The sequence below is a fragment of the Devosia sp. Micro-HW1 genome (genome assembly GCF_056341075.1).
Window position 1 is genome coordinate 2,518,911 of record NZ_CP094375.1, and the last position, 14,965, is coordinate 2,533,875.

15 protein-coding genes are annotated in these 14,965 nt (G+C 64.5%); 7 read left to right on the top strand and 8 right to left on the bottom strand.

The annotated features are described in order from the left end of the window. Position 1 precedes the first annotated feature (1 nt). Positions 2 to 2,170: a primosomal protein N' gene (locus MQW79_RS12005; protein ID WP_476584709.1), complete on the bottom strand. Its 2,169-nt coding sequence runs from the start codon at positions 2,168 to 2,170 to the stop codon at positions 2 to 4. Between the two features lie 125 nt (positions 2,171 to 2,295). On the opposite strand from MQW79_RS12005, the gene MQW79_RS12010 reads away from it, so the two are divergent. The 4 genes from MQW79_RS12010 (at position 2,296) to MQW79_RS12025 (ending at position 6,209) form a co-directional block, all read left to right on the top strand. Then, positions 2,296 to 2,493, top strand: coding sequence for a hypothetical protein (locus MQW79_RS12010; protein ID WP_476584710.1), 198 nt, complete (start codon positions 2,296 to 2,298; stop codon positions 2,491 to 2,493). A gap of 34 nt (positions 2,494 to 2,527) precedes the next feature. Continuing rightward, on the top strand, positions 2,528 to 3,457 hold the full coding sequence (locus tag MQW79_RS12015) for a tyrosine recombinase XerC (protein ID WP_476584711.1): 930 nt from the start codon (positions 2,528 to 2,530) through the stop codon (positions 3,455 to 3,457). Positions 3,458 to 3,688: 231 nt separating this feature from the next. Beyond that, positions 3,689 to 4,636, top strand: coding sequence for a DMT family transporter (locus tag MQW79_RS12020; RefSeq protein ID WP_476584712.1), 948 nt, complete (start codon positions 3,689 to 3,691; stop codon positions 4,634 to 4,636). An 82-nt stretch (positions 4,637 to 4,718) separates the two neighbouring features. Next, on the top strand, positions 4,719 to 6,209 hold the full coding sequence (locus tag MQW79_RS12025; RefSeq protein WP_476584713.1) for a hypothetical protein: 1,491 nt from the start codon (positions 4,719 to 4,721) through the stop codon (positions 6,207 to 6,209). Positions 6,210 to 6,462: 253 nt separating this feature from the next. Here the strand turns inward: MQW79_RS12025 and MQW79_RS12030 are convergent, their stop codons facing one another. The 5 genes from MQW79_RS12030 to sdhC are packed head-to-tail and all read right to left on the bottom strand — an operon-like array spanning position 6,463 to position 10,170. Next, the gene (locus tag MQW79_RS12030; RefSeq protein ID WP_476584714.1) at positions 6,463 to 7,245 is read right to left on the bottom strand and encodes a succinate dehydrogenase iron-sulfur subunit; all 783 of its coding nucleotides are present in this window, start codon (positions 7,243 to 7,245) and stop codon (positions 6,463 to 6,465) included. A 43-nt stretch (positions 7,246 to 7,288) separates the two neighbouring features. Further along, entirely contained in the window at positions 7,289 to 7,573 is a 285-nt protein-coding gene (locus MQW79_RS12035) for a hypothetical protein (RefSeq protein WP_476584715.1), read from the bottom strand. Continuing rightward, a complete protein-coding gene (sdhA, locus tag MQW79_RS12040) occupies positions 7,573 to 9,384 on the bottom strand; it encodes a succinate dehydrogenase flavoprotein subunit (RefSeq protein ID WP_476584716.1) in 1,812 nt (603 codons plus the stop codon). The genes MQW79_RS12035 and sdhA overlap by 1 nt, the downstream gene beginning before the upstream one ends. 5 nt (positions 9,385 to 9,389) lie before the next feature. Next, positions 9,390 to 9,782 carry a succinate dehydrogenase, hydrophobic membrane anchor protein gene (gene sdhD, locus MQW79_RS12045; protein ID WP_476584717.1) on the bottom strand — a complete coding sequence of 131 codons (393 nt, stop codon included), beginning with the start codon at positions 9,780 to 9,782 and terminating at the stop codon, positions 9,390 to 9,392. Position 9,783: 1 nt separating this feature from the next. Continuing rightward, on the bottom strand, positions 9,784 to 10,170 hold the full coding sequence (gene sdhC / locus MQW79_RS12050) for a succinate dehydrogenase, cytochrome b556 subunit (RefSeq protein ID WP_476584718.1): 387 nt from the start codon (positions 10,168 to 10,170) through the stop codon (positions 9,784 to 9,786). 566 nt (positions 10,171 to 10,736) lie between these two features. On the opposite strand from sdhC, the gene MQW79_RS12055 reads away from it, so the two are divergent. Next, positions 10,737 to 12,731, top strand: a complete 1,995-nt coding sequence (locus MQW79_RS12055; protein ID WP_476584719.1) for a methyl-accepting chemotaxis protein — start codon at positions 10,737 to 10,739, stop codon at positions 12,729 to 12,731. Between the two features lie 43 nt (positions 12,732 to 12,774). Here MQW79_RS12055 and MQW79_RS12060 read toward each other — a convergent pair whose 3' ends face one another. Further along, positions 12,775 to 13,200, bottom strand: a complete 426-nt coding sequence (locus tag MQW79_RS12060; RefSeq protein ID WP_476584720.1) for a hypothetical protein — start codon at positions 13,198 to 13,200, stop codon at positions 12,775 to 12,777. A gap of 192 nt (positions 13,201 to 13,392) precedes the next feature. On the opposite strand from MQW79_RS12060, the gene MQW79_RS12065 reads away from it, so the two are divergent. Further along, positions 13,393 to 13,965 carry an NUDIX domain-containing protein gene (locus MQW79_RS12065; RefSeq protein ID WP_476584721.1) on the top strand — a complete coding sequence of 191 codons (573 nt, stop codon included), beginning with the start codon at positions 13,393 to 13,395 and terminating at the stop codon, positions 13,963 to 13,965. A gap of 9 nt (positions 13,966 to 13,974) precedes the next feature. On the opposite strand, the gene MQW79_RS12070 is transcribed toward MQW79_RS12065, so the two are convergent. After that, complete coding sequence (locus tag MQW79_RS12070) at positions 13,975 to 14,181, bottom strand: DUF1737 domain-containing protein (RefSeq protein WP_476584722.1); 207 nt, start codon at positions 14,179 to 14,181, stop codon at positions 13,975 to 13,977. Between the two features lie 71 nt (positions 14,182 to 14,252). On the opposite strand from MQW79_RS12070, the gene MQW79_RS12075 reads away from it, so the two are divergent. After that, on the top strand, positions 14,253 to 14,891 hold the full coding sequence (locus tag MQW79_RS12075) for a carbonic anhydrase (protein ID WP_476584723.1): 639 nt from the start codon (positions 14,253 to 14,255) through the stop codon (positions 14,889 to 14,891). Positions 14,892 to 14,965: the final 74 nt, after the last annotated feature.

Consider the following 14,965-nt stretch of genomic DNA (forward strand, 5'->3'; position numbering starts at 1 on the left):
GCTACATAAAACTCATCGGATCGATGTCGACCTGTACCTTGAGGTCGCCCTTGGGCTTTTCGGCATTGCCCAGCCAGAAGCGCATATAGCCTGAGAGGTCGAAATCCTTGCCCGATTGGGCGAGGAGCCGCACCCGGTGGCGGCCGCGGATCATGGCGATGGGCGCGTCGGCCGGACCGAAGAGGCGCACCCCCTCGGCCATGGGCGCGGCCGAGAGCAAGGCCTTCGCAAAGGCCATGGCCGTCTGCTGCTCACTGGCCGAGACGATCAGCGCCGCCAGCCGGCCGAAGGGCGGCATGCCGCCTGCCTCGCGCGCCAGCAGCTCCTGCGCATAAAACGCCTCGCGATCGCCACTGACCATCGCCTTCATCACCGGATGATCGGGGTGATAGGTCTGGAGGAACGCCTTGCCATGCTTTGAGGCACGGCCGGCCCGGCCGGCCACCTGGGTCAGGATCTGGAAGGTCTTTTCCGCGGCGCGTGGATCGCCATGGGCGAGACCGAGATCGGCATCGAGCACGCCCACCACTGAGAGCTTTTCGAAATGGTGGCCCTTCGAAACCAGCTGGGTGCCGATGATGAGGTCATAGTCGCCCCGTTCGATCTCGGCAAAGCGTTCGCGCAGCTGCGCGTGGCTGCCCATATCGGTCGAGAGCAGCACCCGGCGCGCATCCGGGAAGCGGATCGCGGCCTCTTCGGCGACGCGCTCGACGCCCGGCCCCACGGCCACGAGGCTCTCGGTATCGCCGCATTCATCGCACGCCTTGGGCGTTTTCCGCTCATGCCCACAATGGTGGCACATCAGCACGCCGCGAAACCGGTGCTCGACCATCCAGCTCGAGCAATCCGGGCATTGATATTGGTGTCCGCAGGAGCGGCAGAGGGTGAGCGGGGCATAGCCGCGCCGGTTGAGGAACAGCAGCGCCTGTTCGCCCCGGTCGAGTGCCGCAAACACCTCGCGCGCCAGGATCGGGGCGATCCATTCGCCCTTTTCCGGCCCGTTGATGCGCATGTCCACCGCCGTGACATCGGGCATGGCGGCCTGGGCAAAGCGGCTTTCCAGCGTCACGTGCGCATAGCGCCCGGCATTGGCATTGTTGCGCGACTCGACCGAAGGGGTGGCGGACGAGAGGACCACCCGGGCCTGCGCCAGATTGGCCCGGACAATGGCCATGTCGCGGGCGTGATAGGTAAAGCCATCCGATTGCTTGTAGGCGCCGTCATGCTCCTCATCGAGCACCAGCAGCCCCAGCTCGCGGAACGGCAGGAACAAGGCCGAGCGGGCGCCCACCACAGCCCGCACCGACCCATCCAGTACGCCGCGCCACACCTTTGCGCGCTGCACCGGCGTCATGTCCGAATGCCACTCGGCCGGGCGCGTGCCGAAGCGACGGGTGAAGCGGTCGATGAATGTATTGGTCAGGGCAATCTCTGGCAGCAGCACCAGCGCCTGCCGCCCGGCCCGCAGCGTATCGGCCACCGCCTCGAAAAAGACCTCTGTCTTGCCCCCGCCGGTGACGCCATCGAGCAGGGCCACGCCAAAGCCATGGACGTCGAGCGCCAGGATCTGGTCCAGCGCCTTCTGCTGCTCGGGATTGAGCTTTGCCGGATTGTCGTCCGGATCGGGCGGCATCACCACCGGCGGCGCCGGGATTTCCAGCCTTTCCACCGCCCCTGCCCGCTCGAGGCCCTCGATGACCGAGGAAGATACCCCGCTCGCCCCGATCAGGGCCGGCTTGGGCCAGGCCATGTCATCCATGAGGCAGTCGAGCACCCGCAGCCGGGCCGGCGTCAGCTTTTCCGGCTCGTGCCCGGTGCGGCGATAGGCAATGACCGGCTTTGGCGCATCCAGCGCCTCGGGCGAACGCAGCACGCCGCGCAGCACCTGGCCCGGCGCGGTCAGTGTATAGCGCGCCACCCATTCGACGAGTTTCAGCAGCTCTTCGGAGAGCGGCGGCACATCATAGGCATGGGCAATATCGCGCAGGCGATTGTGGGCGATCGTGTCCCTGGGTGGGCCCCAGACCACGCCGAGGATCAATCGCGGCCCCAGCGGCACGGCGACGATCGAGCCGCGCTCCACCGCCATGCCCTGGGGCACGCGATAGCTGTAGGGGCCCTCCACGGCCACCCCCACCATAACTGCGACAATGTCAGGACGATCCACCATCTTTGCCTGTTCTGTTCGCATCGCTGGCGCCTCAATGCAAGCGATTCTGAGCCCTGCACATGCTGACATGTCCTGTCGCTATGTTCACCTAGTGTTCTTGTCACGGACGGATGAGGAGAACGACCATGAACGCGCACATGCATCACCCCTCTCACGCCAGTGTGGAGACCATTGCCCGCGAGGCGAGCCTTTATGACTGGCTGATCCACCGCAGCAGGACACGCCGTCGCCCCGACCTTGTGCCGGGCCATCTCCATGCCGATCTGGGCCTCGACCCGCGCGAACGGCCACGCGACTGGTCCGGCTGGCGGCCCTTCGGCTAGAGAATTGTTCACCGATCCGGTCTAGGCTTCACCCATGACCGACTCAGCCTTTGCCACCGATGACTTCGTCCGCAGCCGGATTGATGCCTGGCTGCGTGATCTGGGTTCGGTGCGGCGGCTGGCCCCCAGGACCCTGGAGGCCTATGGTCGCGATCTCGGCCAGTTCATAAGTTTTCTGGCCGGCCATATGGGCGGACCGGTGAGCCTTGATTCGCTCCGGCAATTGCGCGGCGCCGACATCCGCGCCTTCATGGCCCAGCGCCGCAGCGAAAGTCTCGGCTCGCGCTCGCTGGCGCGGGTGCTCTCCGCGCTCAAGAGTTTTTTCGGCTTTCTCGAACGTGAGGGCACGCTGACGACCGAGGCGCTCAACGTCGTCCGTACCCCCAGGATACCGCGCTCGCTGCCCAAGGCCCTGACCGTGGTCGAAGCCAAGGCGACAATTTCGGCCACCGACGAAATGGAAGACCGGCCCTGGGTCGCCGCCCGCGACATGGCCGTCATTTCGCTCTGCTATGGCGCAGGCCTGCGTATCTCGGAAGCCCTTTCGCTCACCAAGGCCGACCTCGACAGCGCGACGCTGCGGGTCACCGGCAAGGGCGGCAAGGTGCGCATGGTGCCGCTGATCGTCCCGGTACGGCAGAGCATCGACACCTATCTGTCGCTGGCCCCGTTCAAGCTCTGGCCCGAAGACAAGCTGTTTCGCGGCGTGCGCGGCGGCGTGCTCTCGCCCCGCCTCATCCAGATGCGCCTGGTGCAGTTGCGCTCGGCGCTCGGCCTGCCGCCCTCGGCAACCCCGCATGCGCTCAGGCACTCCTTTGCCACCCATCTGCTGGGCAAGGGCGGCGACCTGCGCGCCATTCAGGAACTGCTGGGCCATGCCAGCCTCTCCTCCACCCAGATCTATACCCAGGTCGATACCGAGCGATTGCTGGAAAGCTATGCCCAGGCCCATCCGCGCGGCTGAGGGGGAGTTCCTGAAACAGCTGCTTCGCAAAACACCTTGCCGCCCTCGGGCCTGACCCAAGGGCCAGTCGTTTCCTTCCTGGATTTGTGGGCGTGCACAGTGGCCCCCGGGTCAAACCCGAGGGCGGAACCGTGGGAGGCCGGTCATTTCAGCCGCTGGACGGAATTGCGCGTAGTTGGCTTTGAACGGCGTCCGATCGGGCCTATTGCTGGCGCAAAGGACCTTTGCCGCATGACCAGCACCCCCACCGACAGCCCCGTCACCCGCATCGACACCATGGGCTATCTCCTCGCCCTTGGCGGGGCGGCCCTGTTTTCCACCAAGGGCGTCTTCATCAAGCTCGCCTTTGCCGAAGGCGTCTCCACCGAGGCAGCGCTGGCCTTGCGCATGCTGGTGGCCCTGCCGGTCTATCTGGTCATCCTCGTCTCGATCCTGCGCCGTAACGGCCAGCTGCGGGCGCTGCTGACCGCCAGAACTCTGGCTGCCAGCATGGCCGTGGGCGCACTGGGCTACTATCTCTCCAGCTATCTCGACTTTGCGGGCCTGGCTTTCGTCCCGGCCCAATATGAGCGGCTGGTGCTGTTCACCTATCCCTTCTTCGTCCTGCTCTTCGGCGTCTGGTTCTTTGGCGACCGCATGAGCTGGAACCTCGTGCCGCCCATGCTGCTGAGCTATGGCGGGCTGGCCGTAATCTTTGCCTGGAACCTCACCGTGCAGCCCGAGGGGCTGTTCCTCGGAACACTGCTGGTCCTGGGCTCGGCGCTGACCTTCGCGCTCTACCAGCACCTGGCGCGGCGGCAGATGCTGGTGCTGGGCTCGGCGCTGTTCACCTGCATCGGCATGTCGACCGCCGCCGTGCTGGCCATCGGCCAGAGCCTTGTCGTCGACGGGCCCCAGACCTACGCCGGCTTCACCCCCTATGTCTGGTCGCTCGGCCTGATGCTGGGCGTCTTCGGCACGGTGCTCCCCTCATTCCTGCTCAATGGCGCGATTTCCCGCATTGGACCGCGCGCCACCTCGTCCACCGCCTCATTCGGGCCGATCATCACCATCGTGCTGGCCGTGGTCATCTTGGGCGAGGACTTTACCCTGGTTCATGCCGTGGGAACCGCCATGGTGCTGTGCGGGTCCTGGCTGTTTGCGCGCCGCGAAAGCCGCAACCGCACCCGTGATCAATAGCTTTCCCCCCTTCTGGCCGCCATAAAGCCGCTATAAGATGACGCTATTGGGAATGGCATTTCGGGTTGAGGGAGAACAGCTTATGCGTGCATTCAGCAGGGGTCTGGGCGCAACCGGCCTGGCACTGATCCTGGTTGCCGGCCTCATGGCACCCAGCCAGGCGCAGACATCGGACGCGGTAGATTTCGGCGACGATACGTCCGAATGGGCCCATGACGGCGAATGCGACGATCCGCGCTTTACCGGCGAGGGCATGGCCAGCGAACTCGAAGACGCCGATACCGCCAAGGATGCCACCGATTGCCGTGCGGCCTTCGAGGCCGGCACGATCACCCTGGCGGAAACGGGCGAGATCGCCGGCGATCCGCCGGTGGGTCCCACCAACGAGATCGACTTCGGCGACGACACCTCCGAATGGGCCAAGGATGGCGAATGCGATGACCCGCGCTTCACCGGCGAGGGCATGGCGGCCGAGCTCGAGGATGTCGATGTCGGCAAGGATGCCACCGACTGCCAGGCCGCCTTCGAAGCCGGCACGATCACCCTGGCCGAACCCGATAGCGGCGACAGCGCCGACGCCTCGGCCGTGGATTTCGGCGATGACAGCTCGGACTGGGCCAATGACGGCGAATGCGACGATCCGCGCTTTGCCGGGACCGGCATGGCCGAGGAACTGGAAGACGCCGATATCGGCAAGGACGCCACCGACTGCCAGGCCGCTTTTGAGGCGGGCACCATTACCCTTGCCGAAGAGGGCGATACGGCCACTCCAGACGCTATCGACTTTGGCGATGACAGCTCCGAATGGGCCAACGATCTCGAATGCGACGATCCGCGCTTTACCGGTGCCGGCATGGCCGGGGAACTCGATGACGAGAACATCCTGCGCGATGCCAGCGACTGCCGCACCGCCTTCGAGGATGGCACCATTACCCTGGCCGGTGAAGGCTCGGACGAAGTGCCCATGACCCTCGCTTCAGGCAGCGTGCTCGAAGCGCTGGCCGCGCGCATCGACTTCGGCGATGACAGCGGCGCCTGGCCCAATGACGGGGAATGCGACGATCCCGATTTTGTCGGCGCCGGCGTTGCCGCCACCCCCTCGGACTCCGAGCGCATGAAGGATGCCAGCGATTGCCGCGCCGCCTTCCTGTCGGGCAATGCATCCCTCAAGTCCGTCAATGACATAGGCGGCTTCTTCGACTTCGGCTCGGACACGTCGGAATGGGCCAATGACGGCCAGTGCGACGACTGGCGCTTTGCCGGTGCCGGCATGGCCAAGAAGCTCTCCAGCGACGACGTCATGGGCGATGCCACCGACTGCCAGGCCCTGGTGGACAGCGGCGACATCACCATCAAGCCGGTGTTTACGCCCGACTATGTCCTCGGCGCACCCTATGATTCCTCGGGCGTGGAATTCGGCGACAATTCCTCGGACTATGCCAATGACAATATCTGCGACGACCCGCGCTTCGAAGGCCCGGGCGTGGCCTCGACCCTGCTCGACAGCGATCTCGAAAAAGACTCGGCCGACTGCCAGGCCCTGTTCGAAGCGGGCAAGATCACCCTGCGCTGAGGGGTTTGGAGATAAACATGAAAACGGCGGGACTTTGTCCCGCCGTTTTTGTTTTGGTCAGTCCCCCAGCATCAAAGCCGTCCTGGGCTTGACCCGAGGATCAGTCAGACGTGATCGAAGCTTGACTGTTCAACGTCATTGCCGGGCTTGTGCAGGCAATCCATCTGCCGAGCCATCGCAAGGACCACCCGGTCAAGCCGGGTGGTGACGATGGAGGGAGGCATAGCGGTAAACGATGGACCGCCCGCGCCGCTCAGGCGGCCTTGCGCTCGACCATCATCTTCTTGATCTGGGCAATGGCCTTGGCCGGGTTGAGGCCCTTGGGGCAGGCATTGGAGCAGTTCATGATCGTGTGGCAGCGATAGAGCTTGAACGGGTCCTCGAGATTGTCGAGGCGTTCCTGCGTGGTCTCGTCGCGGCTATCGATCAGCCAGCGATAGGCCTGGAGCAGCGCTGCGGGCCCGAGATACTTCTCGCCATTCCACCAATAGGACGGGCAGGAGGTCGAGCAGCAGGCGCACAGGATGCATTCATACAAGCCGTCGAGCTTGGAGCGGGCCTCGACCGACTGCGTCCATTCCTTTTCGGGCGTGGGCGAAGTGGTCTTGAGCCAGGGCTCAATGGCGCGGTGCTGGGCGTAGAAATTGGTGAGGTCGGGAACAAGGTCCTTGACCACGGGCATATGCGGCAGCGGGTAGATCTTGATCGGGCCCGAGCTGTCATCCATGCCCTTGGTACAGGCCAGGGTGTTGAGCCCGTTGATATTCATCGAGCAGGAGCCGCAGATGCCCTCGCGGCAGCTCCGGCGCAGCGTCAGGGTCGGATCGGTGTTGTTCTTGATATAGAGCAGGGCGTCGAGGATCATCGGCCCGCAATTGTCGAGATCGACAAAATAGGTGTCGATGCGCGGATTGTCCTCGGTATCGGGATCATAGCGATAGATATGGAATTCCCGCAGACGCGTGGCGCCCTGCGGCTTGGGCCAGGTCTTGCCCTTTTGCGGCTGATCGGCCTTGCGCAAAGTCAGTTCGGCCATGTTCTCATTCCTCTCAGCGGGCGCTTGGGGGTCGCCCGAAAAATCAGTAGTTCGGCTTGCAGACCTGGTTCGACTTGGCGACGTAGGTATTGTACGGCACCGCGTCCTCGGGCGCCGTCGAGCCGCCCTTCATCGAGGCGATGACCACGCCCATGAACCGCTCGTCGATCAGCGTCATCGCCGCCTCGGCCTTGCAGCTGCAAAGCTCGGTATTCTGGGAGATACCGACGCAGACCTTGTAGAATTCTTCCTTCTGCTCGGCCGTCGGCGCCGCGAAGGCCGGCATGGCGAGAGCCAGAAGGGCAGCAGAAGCGAGAATGAGGCGCATCAGTACACTCGTGCCTTGGGTGCGATTTTCTTCAGATCGATGCCACCCTGATCCTGGGGCGTCAGCGGGTCGGTAATGACCGGGCGATAGGAGAGCGCCACGGCACCGGTCGAAACATCGACCGTGGCCAGGGTATGCTTGCGCCATTCCACGTCGTCGCGGTTCGGAAAATCCTCATGCGCATGGGCGCCGCGGCTTTCGTGCCGGGCCTCGGCCGACACCACCGTCGCCATGGCGCAGGTCATGAGGTTTTCAAGCTCGAGCGTTTCCACGAGGTCCGAATTCCAGATCAGCGAGCGGTCGGTGACCTTGACGTCAGGCAGGCGCGCATAGATTTCGCTCATTGCCGCAACGCCGTTCTTGAGCGAGGCATCGGTGCGGAACACGGCCGCATCGGCCTGCATGGTGCGCTGCATCTCGTCGCGCAGTTTTGCCGTCGGCTGGGAGCCATTGGCATTGCGGAGGCGATCGAAGCGGGCGAGGATTTTTTCATCCTGCGCCGCGTTGATACCAGGCACCGGGCTCGCCTTGTCGACCACCTTGCCGGCACGGATGGCGGCGGCGCGGCCAAAGACCACAAGATCGGTGAGGGAATTGGAGCCCAGCCGGTTGGCGCCATGCACCGAGGCACAGGCGGCTTCGCCCACGGCCATCAGGCCCGGCACGATGCGGTTCGGGTCCTCGGCGGTCGGGTTGAGCACCTCGCCGTGATAATTGGCGGGAATGCCACCCATATTGTAGTGCACGGTCGGCAGGACCGGGATCGGCTCACGGGTGAGGTCGACGCCGGCGAAGATTTTCGCGCTCTCGGTAATGCCCGGCAGGCGCTCGTGCAGCACCTTGGGATCGAGGTGATCAAGATGCAGGTAGATATGGTCCTTCTTGGGACCGACGCCACGGCCTTCGCGGATTTCCAGCGTCATGCAGCGCGAAACGACATCGCGCGAGGCGAGGTCTTTCGCATTCGGGGCATAGCGCTCCATGAAACGCTCGCCCTCGGAATTGGTGAGATAGCCGCCCTCGCCCCGCGCGCCTTCGGTGATCAGCACGCCGGCGCCATAGATGCCGGTGGGGTGGAACTGCACGAATTCCATGTCCTGCAGCGGCAGGCCGGCGCGGGCCACCATGCCATTGCCGTCGCCGGTGCAGGTATGGGCCGAAGTGGCCGAGAAGTAGGAGCGGCCATAGCCGCCGGTGGCCAGCACCACGAGCTTGGCGCGGAAGCGATGCAGCGTGCCGTCGTCGAGCTTCCAGGCAATGACGCCCTGGCATTCGCCATTCTCGCCCATGATCAGGTCGAGCGCGAAATATTCGATGAAGAACTGCGCGTCATTCTTGACCGACTGGCCATAGAGCGTGTGCAGGATTGCGTGGCCGGTGCGGTCGGCGGCGGCGCAGGTGCGCTGCACCGGCGGGCCGTCGCCGAATTCGGTCATGTGCCCGCCAAACGGGCGCTGATAGATTTTTCCCTCTTGCGTGCGGGAGAATGGCACGCCGTAGTGTTCCAGTTCGTAGATCGCCGCCGGGGCCTCGCGCGCCAGATATTCCATGGCGTCATTGTCGCCCAGCCAGTCCGACCCCTTGACGGTGTCGTACATGTGCCACTGCCAGCTGTCGGGACCCATATTCTGCAGCGATGCGGCAATGCCGCCCTGGGCCGCGACAGTGTGCGAGCGGGTGGGAAAGACCTTGGTGATGCAGGCGGTATTAAAACCCTGCTCGGCCATGCCCAGCGTAGCGCGGAGACCCGCACCACCCGCGCCCACCACGACGACGTCGAATTCGTGGTCGATCAGTTCGTACTTGGCCATCTTGATCAACCCCAGAAGACGATTTTGAGCACGGCGCCGGCACCCAGAAGGGCGAGGGCGAGACAGAACAGCGTGTTGAGCAGCATGGCCAGGCGATACATGGCGCCGTGAACATAGTCCTCGAGCGTATCGCGCATGCCGTTGCGCATGTGGATCGTGGCAATGGCGATCAGCACGGCAAAGGGAAGGCCGACCCACCAATTGGCCAGCAGCGCCACCACATCGGCGCGGTCCTGGCCGGCCAGTCGCACCACCACAAAGAGCAAAAAGCCCAGGAACACGATGTTGATGGCGCCAGTCATGCGCTGGGTGATGAAATGCCGGGTGGAGGCCTTGGCGTCGCCGTAATGGGACTTGGGATTGGCGATGGTCGCCGTGGTCAGGACGGGTTCACGCATTTCAGGCCATCCACACAAAGAAGGTCCAGATCAGGATAGTGATGATCACCGAGGCGATGATTGTGGCCCAGGCCATCTGCTGGCGCCGGCCCGGTTCGAGCATCACGGCAAAATCCCAGACAAAGTGCCGGAGGCCGCCGCACATGTGGTGCACGAGGCTCCAGGTGAAGCCGAACAGCACGAGCTGCCCGAACCAGCTGCCATAGACGACATTGACCGCCATCAGCGCATCCTGTCCCACGGCGGCGGCACCCAGCCAGATCACCAGCAGCGCCATGCCGAAATAATTGGCGATGCCGGTCGCGCGATGGATGATCGACATGGCCATGGTGATGGACCAGCGATAGATCTGCAGATGCGGGGAAGTGGGGCGGGCTCTGACCGACATGGGGCGTATCCGGGGCCTTGCGATGCGGCGCCATGCCGCGTCCAGTTTGGAATGGTTCGAGTGTTTAGCGCCCAATGGTTACGAAATCAAAGCCCGGCCCGGCCCTGAGCGACAACTTTCGGCGCTTTCCGCACTTTGTTCGCATAGCGCACACACTGTTCGCGGAGCGGCGGTGATGACGGAACGATGAGGCCGGACATGAAGGGCAATGCAGCGATATGCTGGGGCACTGGACGTATGGGCACTCGCGGCCCAGACCGGCGTGCCAGGTGACAGGATGCAGCCAACGCGACCGGGCAGGACGGACGCTTTGATGGTGCCGGCCGTCGCGCGGCCTCCAAGTTGGCGAAATCGGGGACGGGGCAAATCCGGGACCTGCATACCCCGGGCCTGACCCACCGCCTCGGCAGGTCGAAGGCCGCATCTCCCCCGCCTATCCGGCGCGCCCCCGGTAGGCAGGAGCGGATCGGCGCACGGGCCTCAGCTTTCGGCACGGCACGAGCCATCATGGTAAACAAATTTTAGCTTCCGCGGCGGAATATATGATTCTACCCGGAGACTAGCCCATGTCTTTCCTATCCAGTGTCAAAGGCCGCATCTATGCTGCCTTCATCAGTGTGGTCGCCATCATCCTTGCGATCGCGGCGACCTCCGCCGCCATGATGTATTCGGCCGAAGGCCTGTTCGCCCAGTATCGCGAAGCGGCGCGCCAGTCGCTGGAAATCAATGACTATGTGCGCGACGTGGAAACGCTGCGGCAGGATTTTTCGACTTACCTGCAGGACCCCAGCCCGCAGCGCGCCGAGCGCGTGCGCGAAATGATCCTCGATGTAGGCACAACCGACGCCGACGGACTGGCCTTCTTCCTGCACGACCCGGTCTCGCTCGACGCCATCGACACGGTGACGCTGCAATCCCAGACCTATGACGCGACCTTCACCAGGCTGATGGCGGCCATCGCCGCCGGCACTGCGCCGGAAGCTGCGGCCGAGACGCCCCACTTGCAGGCGTTGGGTCAGGCTATGAGCGAGCTCTACAATGCGATGAGCGACCGGGCCAAAGAGGCGCAAAACACGCTAGGGCCGCAGATTGCCGAGCAGCAGCAGCGCCAGTTCATCATTCTGGTCGCTGTCGGGCTGGTCGGACTGGTCGGCGGCATTGTCCTGGCGGCGGTGACCGCGCGCTGGCTGGGCCGCGCCATTGGCGGTCTCACAAAGACCATGCAGGCCCTTTCGGGCGGGAACCGTGATGTCATGATTTCCGGCACGAAGGCCCGCAACGAGCTGGGCGAGATGGCCCGCGCCCTCGAAACCTTCCGCGACAATGCCCGCCAGGTGGCCGAGGCCGAGATCGCAAAACAGGCCGACGCCAGCCGCACCCTCGCCCGTGCCGAAACCATGGCCCGTTTCCAGGCCGCCTTCGACGCCGTTATCGCCCGGGCGCTGGATGGCGATTTCTCGGCCCGTCTCGACGCCGACAATGACGATGCCGAAATCGACCGCATCGCCGCCAATCTCAATGCCATGCTGGCCTCGATCGAAGCGGCTCTGGGCGAGGCCGACACGGTGCTCGGCGCCCTGGCCGGGGCCGACCTGCGCCAGCGCATGGCGGGCTCCTATGCCGGCGCCTTCGAGCGGCTCAAGACCTCGACCAACAATGTCGCCGACACGCTGGCCGGCATGGTGGGCGAGCTGCGCGACACCTCCCGCGCGCTCAAGACCGCCACGGCGGAAATCCTTGCCGGCGCCAATGACCTCTCCGAGCGCACCACCCGCCAGGCGGCCACGATCGAGCAGACCTCGGCCGCCATGGAGCAGATGGCCTCGAGCGTGGCGCTCAATGCCGAGCGGGCGCGTGAGGCCAGCACCAGCACCGACAGGGTGACCCATGTGGTGGAGGCCAGCAGCGGCGTGATGGACCAGGCGACATCGGCCATGAGCGCCATCGAAACCTCCTCGGCCAAGATTTCCAGCATCATTGGCCTCATCGACGACATTGCCTTTCAGACCAACCTCCTGGCCCTCAACGCCTCGGTGGAAGCCGCCCGGGCCGGTGAGGCCGGCAAGGGCTTTGCCGTGGTGGCGGTGGAAGTGCGGCGCCTCGCGCAATCAGCGGCGCAGGCTTCGAGCGACGTGAAGGTGCTGATCGAACAGAGCGCCGGCGAAGTGCGCAACGGCACGCGGCTGGTGGCCGACGTGGCCGGGCGCCTGGGCGAGATCATTGCCGGGGTGCGCCAGACCGCCAGCGTCATGGAAACCATTGCCAGCGACAGCCAGGCCCAGGCCTCGGGCATTGCCGAGGTCAATGTCGCGGTGCGCCAGATGGACGAGATGACCCAGCACAATGCGGCGCTGGTCGAGGAAATGAACGCCTCGATCGAGCAGACCGAGGGCCAGGCCGGCATGGTCGACCGGCTGGTCGAGCGCTTTGTTCTGGCCGGTGCGGCCCCGGTCCGGTCCGTAACCCCGGCCGCGGCAGCCCGGTCGCTGAGCCCCGCCACCAAAAAGGTCGCAAGGGCCTATTTCGGCGGGGCCGCTGCCGAGGACTGGAACGAGTTCTAGACGCAAACGAAACCGCCGGACCCCAGGGCCCGGCGGTTCTGGCTTACTTGTTCTTGATCGGCAGGTCGGGCAGCTGGATGCCGCCACCGCCACCACCATTGTCGAGCGGCAGGTCGGGAAGATTGATGCCGCCGCCACCGGATTTCTTCACGCCGCCGATACTGGCGGTCGAGCTATAGTCCGCATCGGCCATGCCGAGCAGGCGGTTGACGGCGATGCGGTTGTCGATGCCGGGCCAGCTGCAATAGGCGTCGTGGCTGGTGGCGAAGGCGCAATCGACCCGCACCGTTTCAGTGTGACAGACGAGGAGGGGCGCTGCCGCCTCGAACACGCCGCCCTGGTCGACGCAGCGATTGGCAAAGGTGCCCATGCCGATGGTCACGTCGCGACTGGCGGCCTGGGCGGAAGCGGCACCGAGCAGCGTGGCAAGGGCGATGGTGGCGGACAGGATCAGCTTGGTCTTGGTCATTGTCATTCTCCTTTGTGGTGCGGCGCGCTCTCTGGCCGCCGCTGATGGAGCACCTTCTAAAGGAGGCCAGTTCACGCTGGCGTGAACTGGGCATTTAGCTGCCGTTCAGTTTTCCCGACCCCGCAATGCCGGACAAAAATCTTCCCCGCGGCCTGCGGGCAGGCTATGGCCGGTGGCAGCAAGGAGAGGCGCATGACCGGGCGGGTGACCATCGTATCGCAGGAGCTGCTGGCCCAAAGCTGGGGAAGCCTGACCAATTACACGGTCGACTATAGGAGGCGCGATGGCGCGGTGCAGCGCCTCGAGCGCGAAGTCTATGACCACGGCCACGCCGCCGCCCTGCTGCTGCACGACCCCTCACGCGACACGGTGCTGCTGGTGCGTCAGTTCCGCCTGCCCGCCCTTCTGGGCGGCGACCAGCCGGACGTGCTCGAAGCCTGTGCAGGCCTGCTGGACGGCGACGATGCCGCCACCGCCGCGGCCCGCGAGGCGCTGGAAGAAGCGGGTCATGCGCCGCGCGACATCATCCATGTCTGCGACGCCTATATGAGCCCGGGCTCGCTCACCGAGAAAGTCAGCTTCTTTGTCGGCACCTATGATGCGACGACATTCCGCCATGAAGGCGGGGGTCTCGAAGCCGAGGGCGAGGAGATCGAACTGGTCGAACTCGGCTTTGCCGAGGCCCTGGCGATGACCCGCAATGGCGGCATCATCGACGCCAAGACGATTTTGCTGCTCCAGCATGTGGCGTTGCAGCGTCGCTGACCTTCGGCGCTAGAAATCCACGAGCTTCTTGTCAGGATCATAGGGCTGATCCTTGGCGACGCGGGTCACCGCCTGGCCGCAGCGCATTTTTTTGCTCACCGCATCATAGGCATAGGTGGGGCCGCCATGCAGCTGCCAGCCCTCGGACAGCGCCTTGGTCACCTTGTGGCAAAAGGCGCTGTCATCCTCGCCGGTGAGAAAACGGTAGATCAGCATGCATGCCCCCTTTGGCCCGGCTGCGTCGCCGGAGATTGATCTTGCAGCCTCTTAGCGGTAATCGAAGCATCATGCACAGCTTTCCTCAGCATCTCCTCGACGGCCACGCCAATTTCATGGCCGGGCGCTATGCCCGTGAAAAGGAACGCATTCGCGATCTGGCCGAAACCGGCCAGACGCCCTCCACCCTGATCATTGCCTGCTGCGACAGCCGCGCGGCGCCGGAAATGATCTTCGATTCCGGACCCGGCGAACTCTTCGTTCTGCGCAACGTCGCCAATCTGGTGCCGACCTATGCGCCCGATGGCGGCCAGCACGGCACTTCGGCGGCGATCGAATTTGCCATCAAGGGCCTGCACATTTCCAATATCGTGGTCATGGGCCATGGCCGCTGCGGTGGTATCAAGGCGGCGCTCGACCCCGCCATGACCCCGCTCGATAGTGGTGACTTCATCGGCAAATGGATGAGCATGCTGGGCGAATTGCCCGGCCAGCTGGGCCAGAACACGCTGATGACCCCGGCCGAGCGGCAGACGGCGCTGGAGCGCATCTCGATCCGCAATTCCATCCGCAACCTCAGGACCTTTCCCTATGTCGCCGCGCTCGAGGCGGAGGGCAAGCTGGCTGTGCATGGCGCCTGGTTCGATATTTCGACCGGAGAGTTGTGGATCATGGATGGCGATGGCGATTTCATTCGCCCGGTCTTGTGAACCGCCGCAACGATGAATTGATCGCGGAATACCCCGGCTTTGGCCGGGGTTTTTCTTTGTCCGGCCAGCAAAGC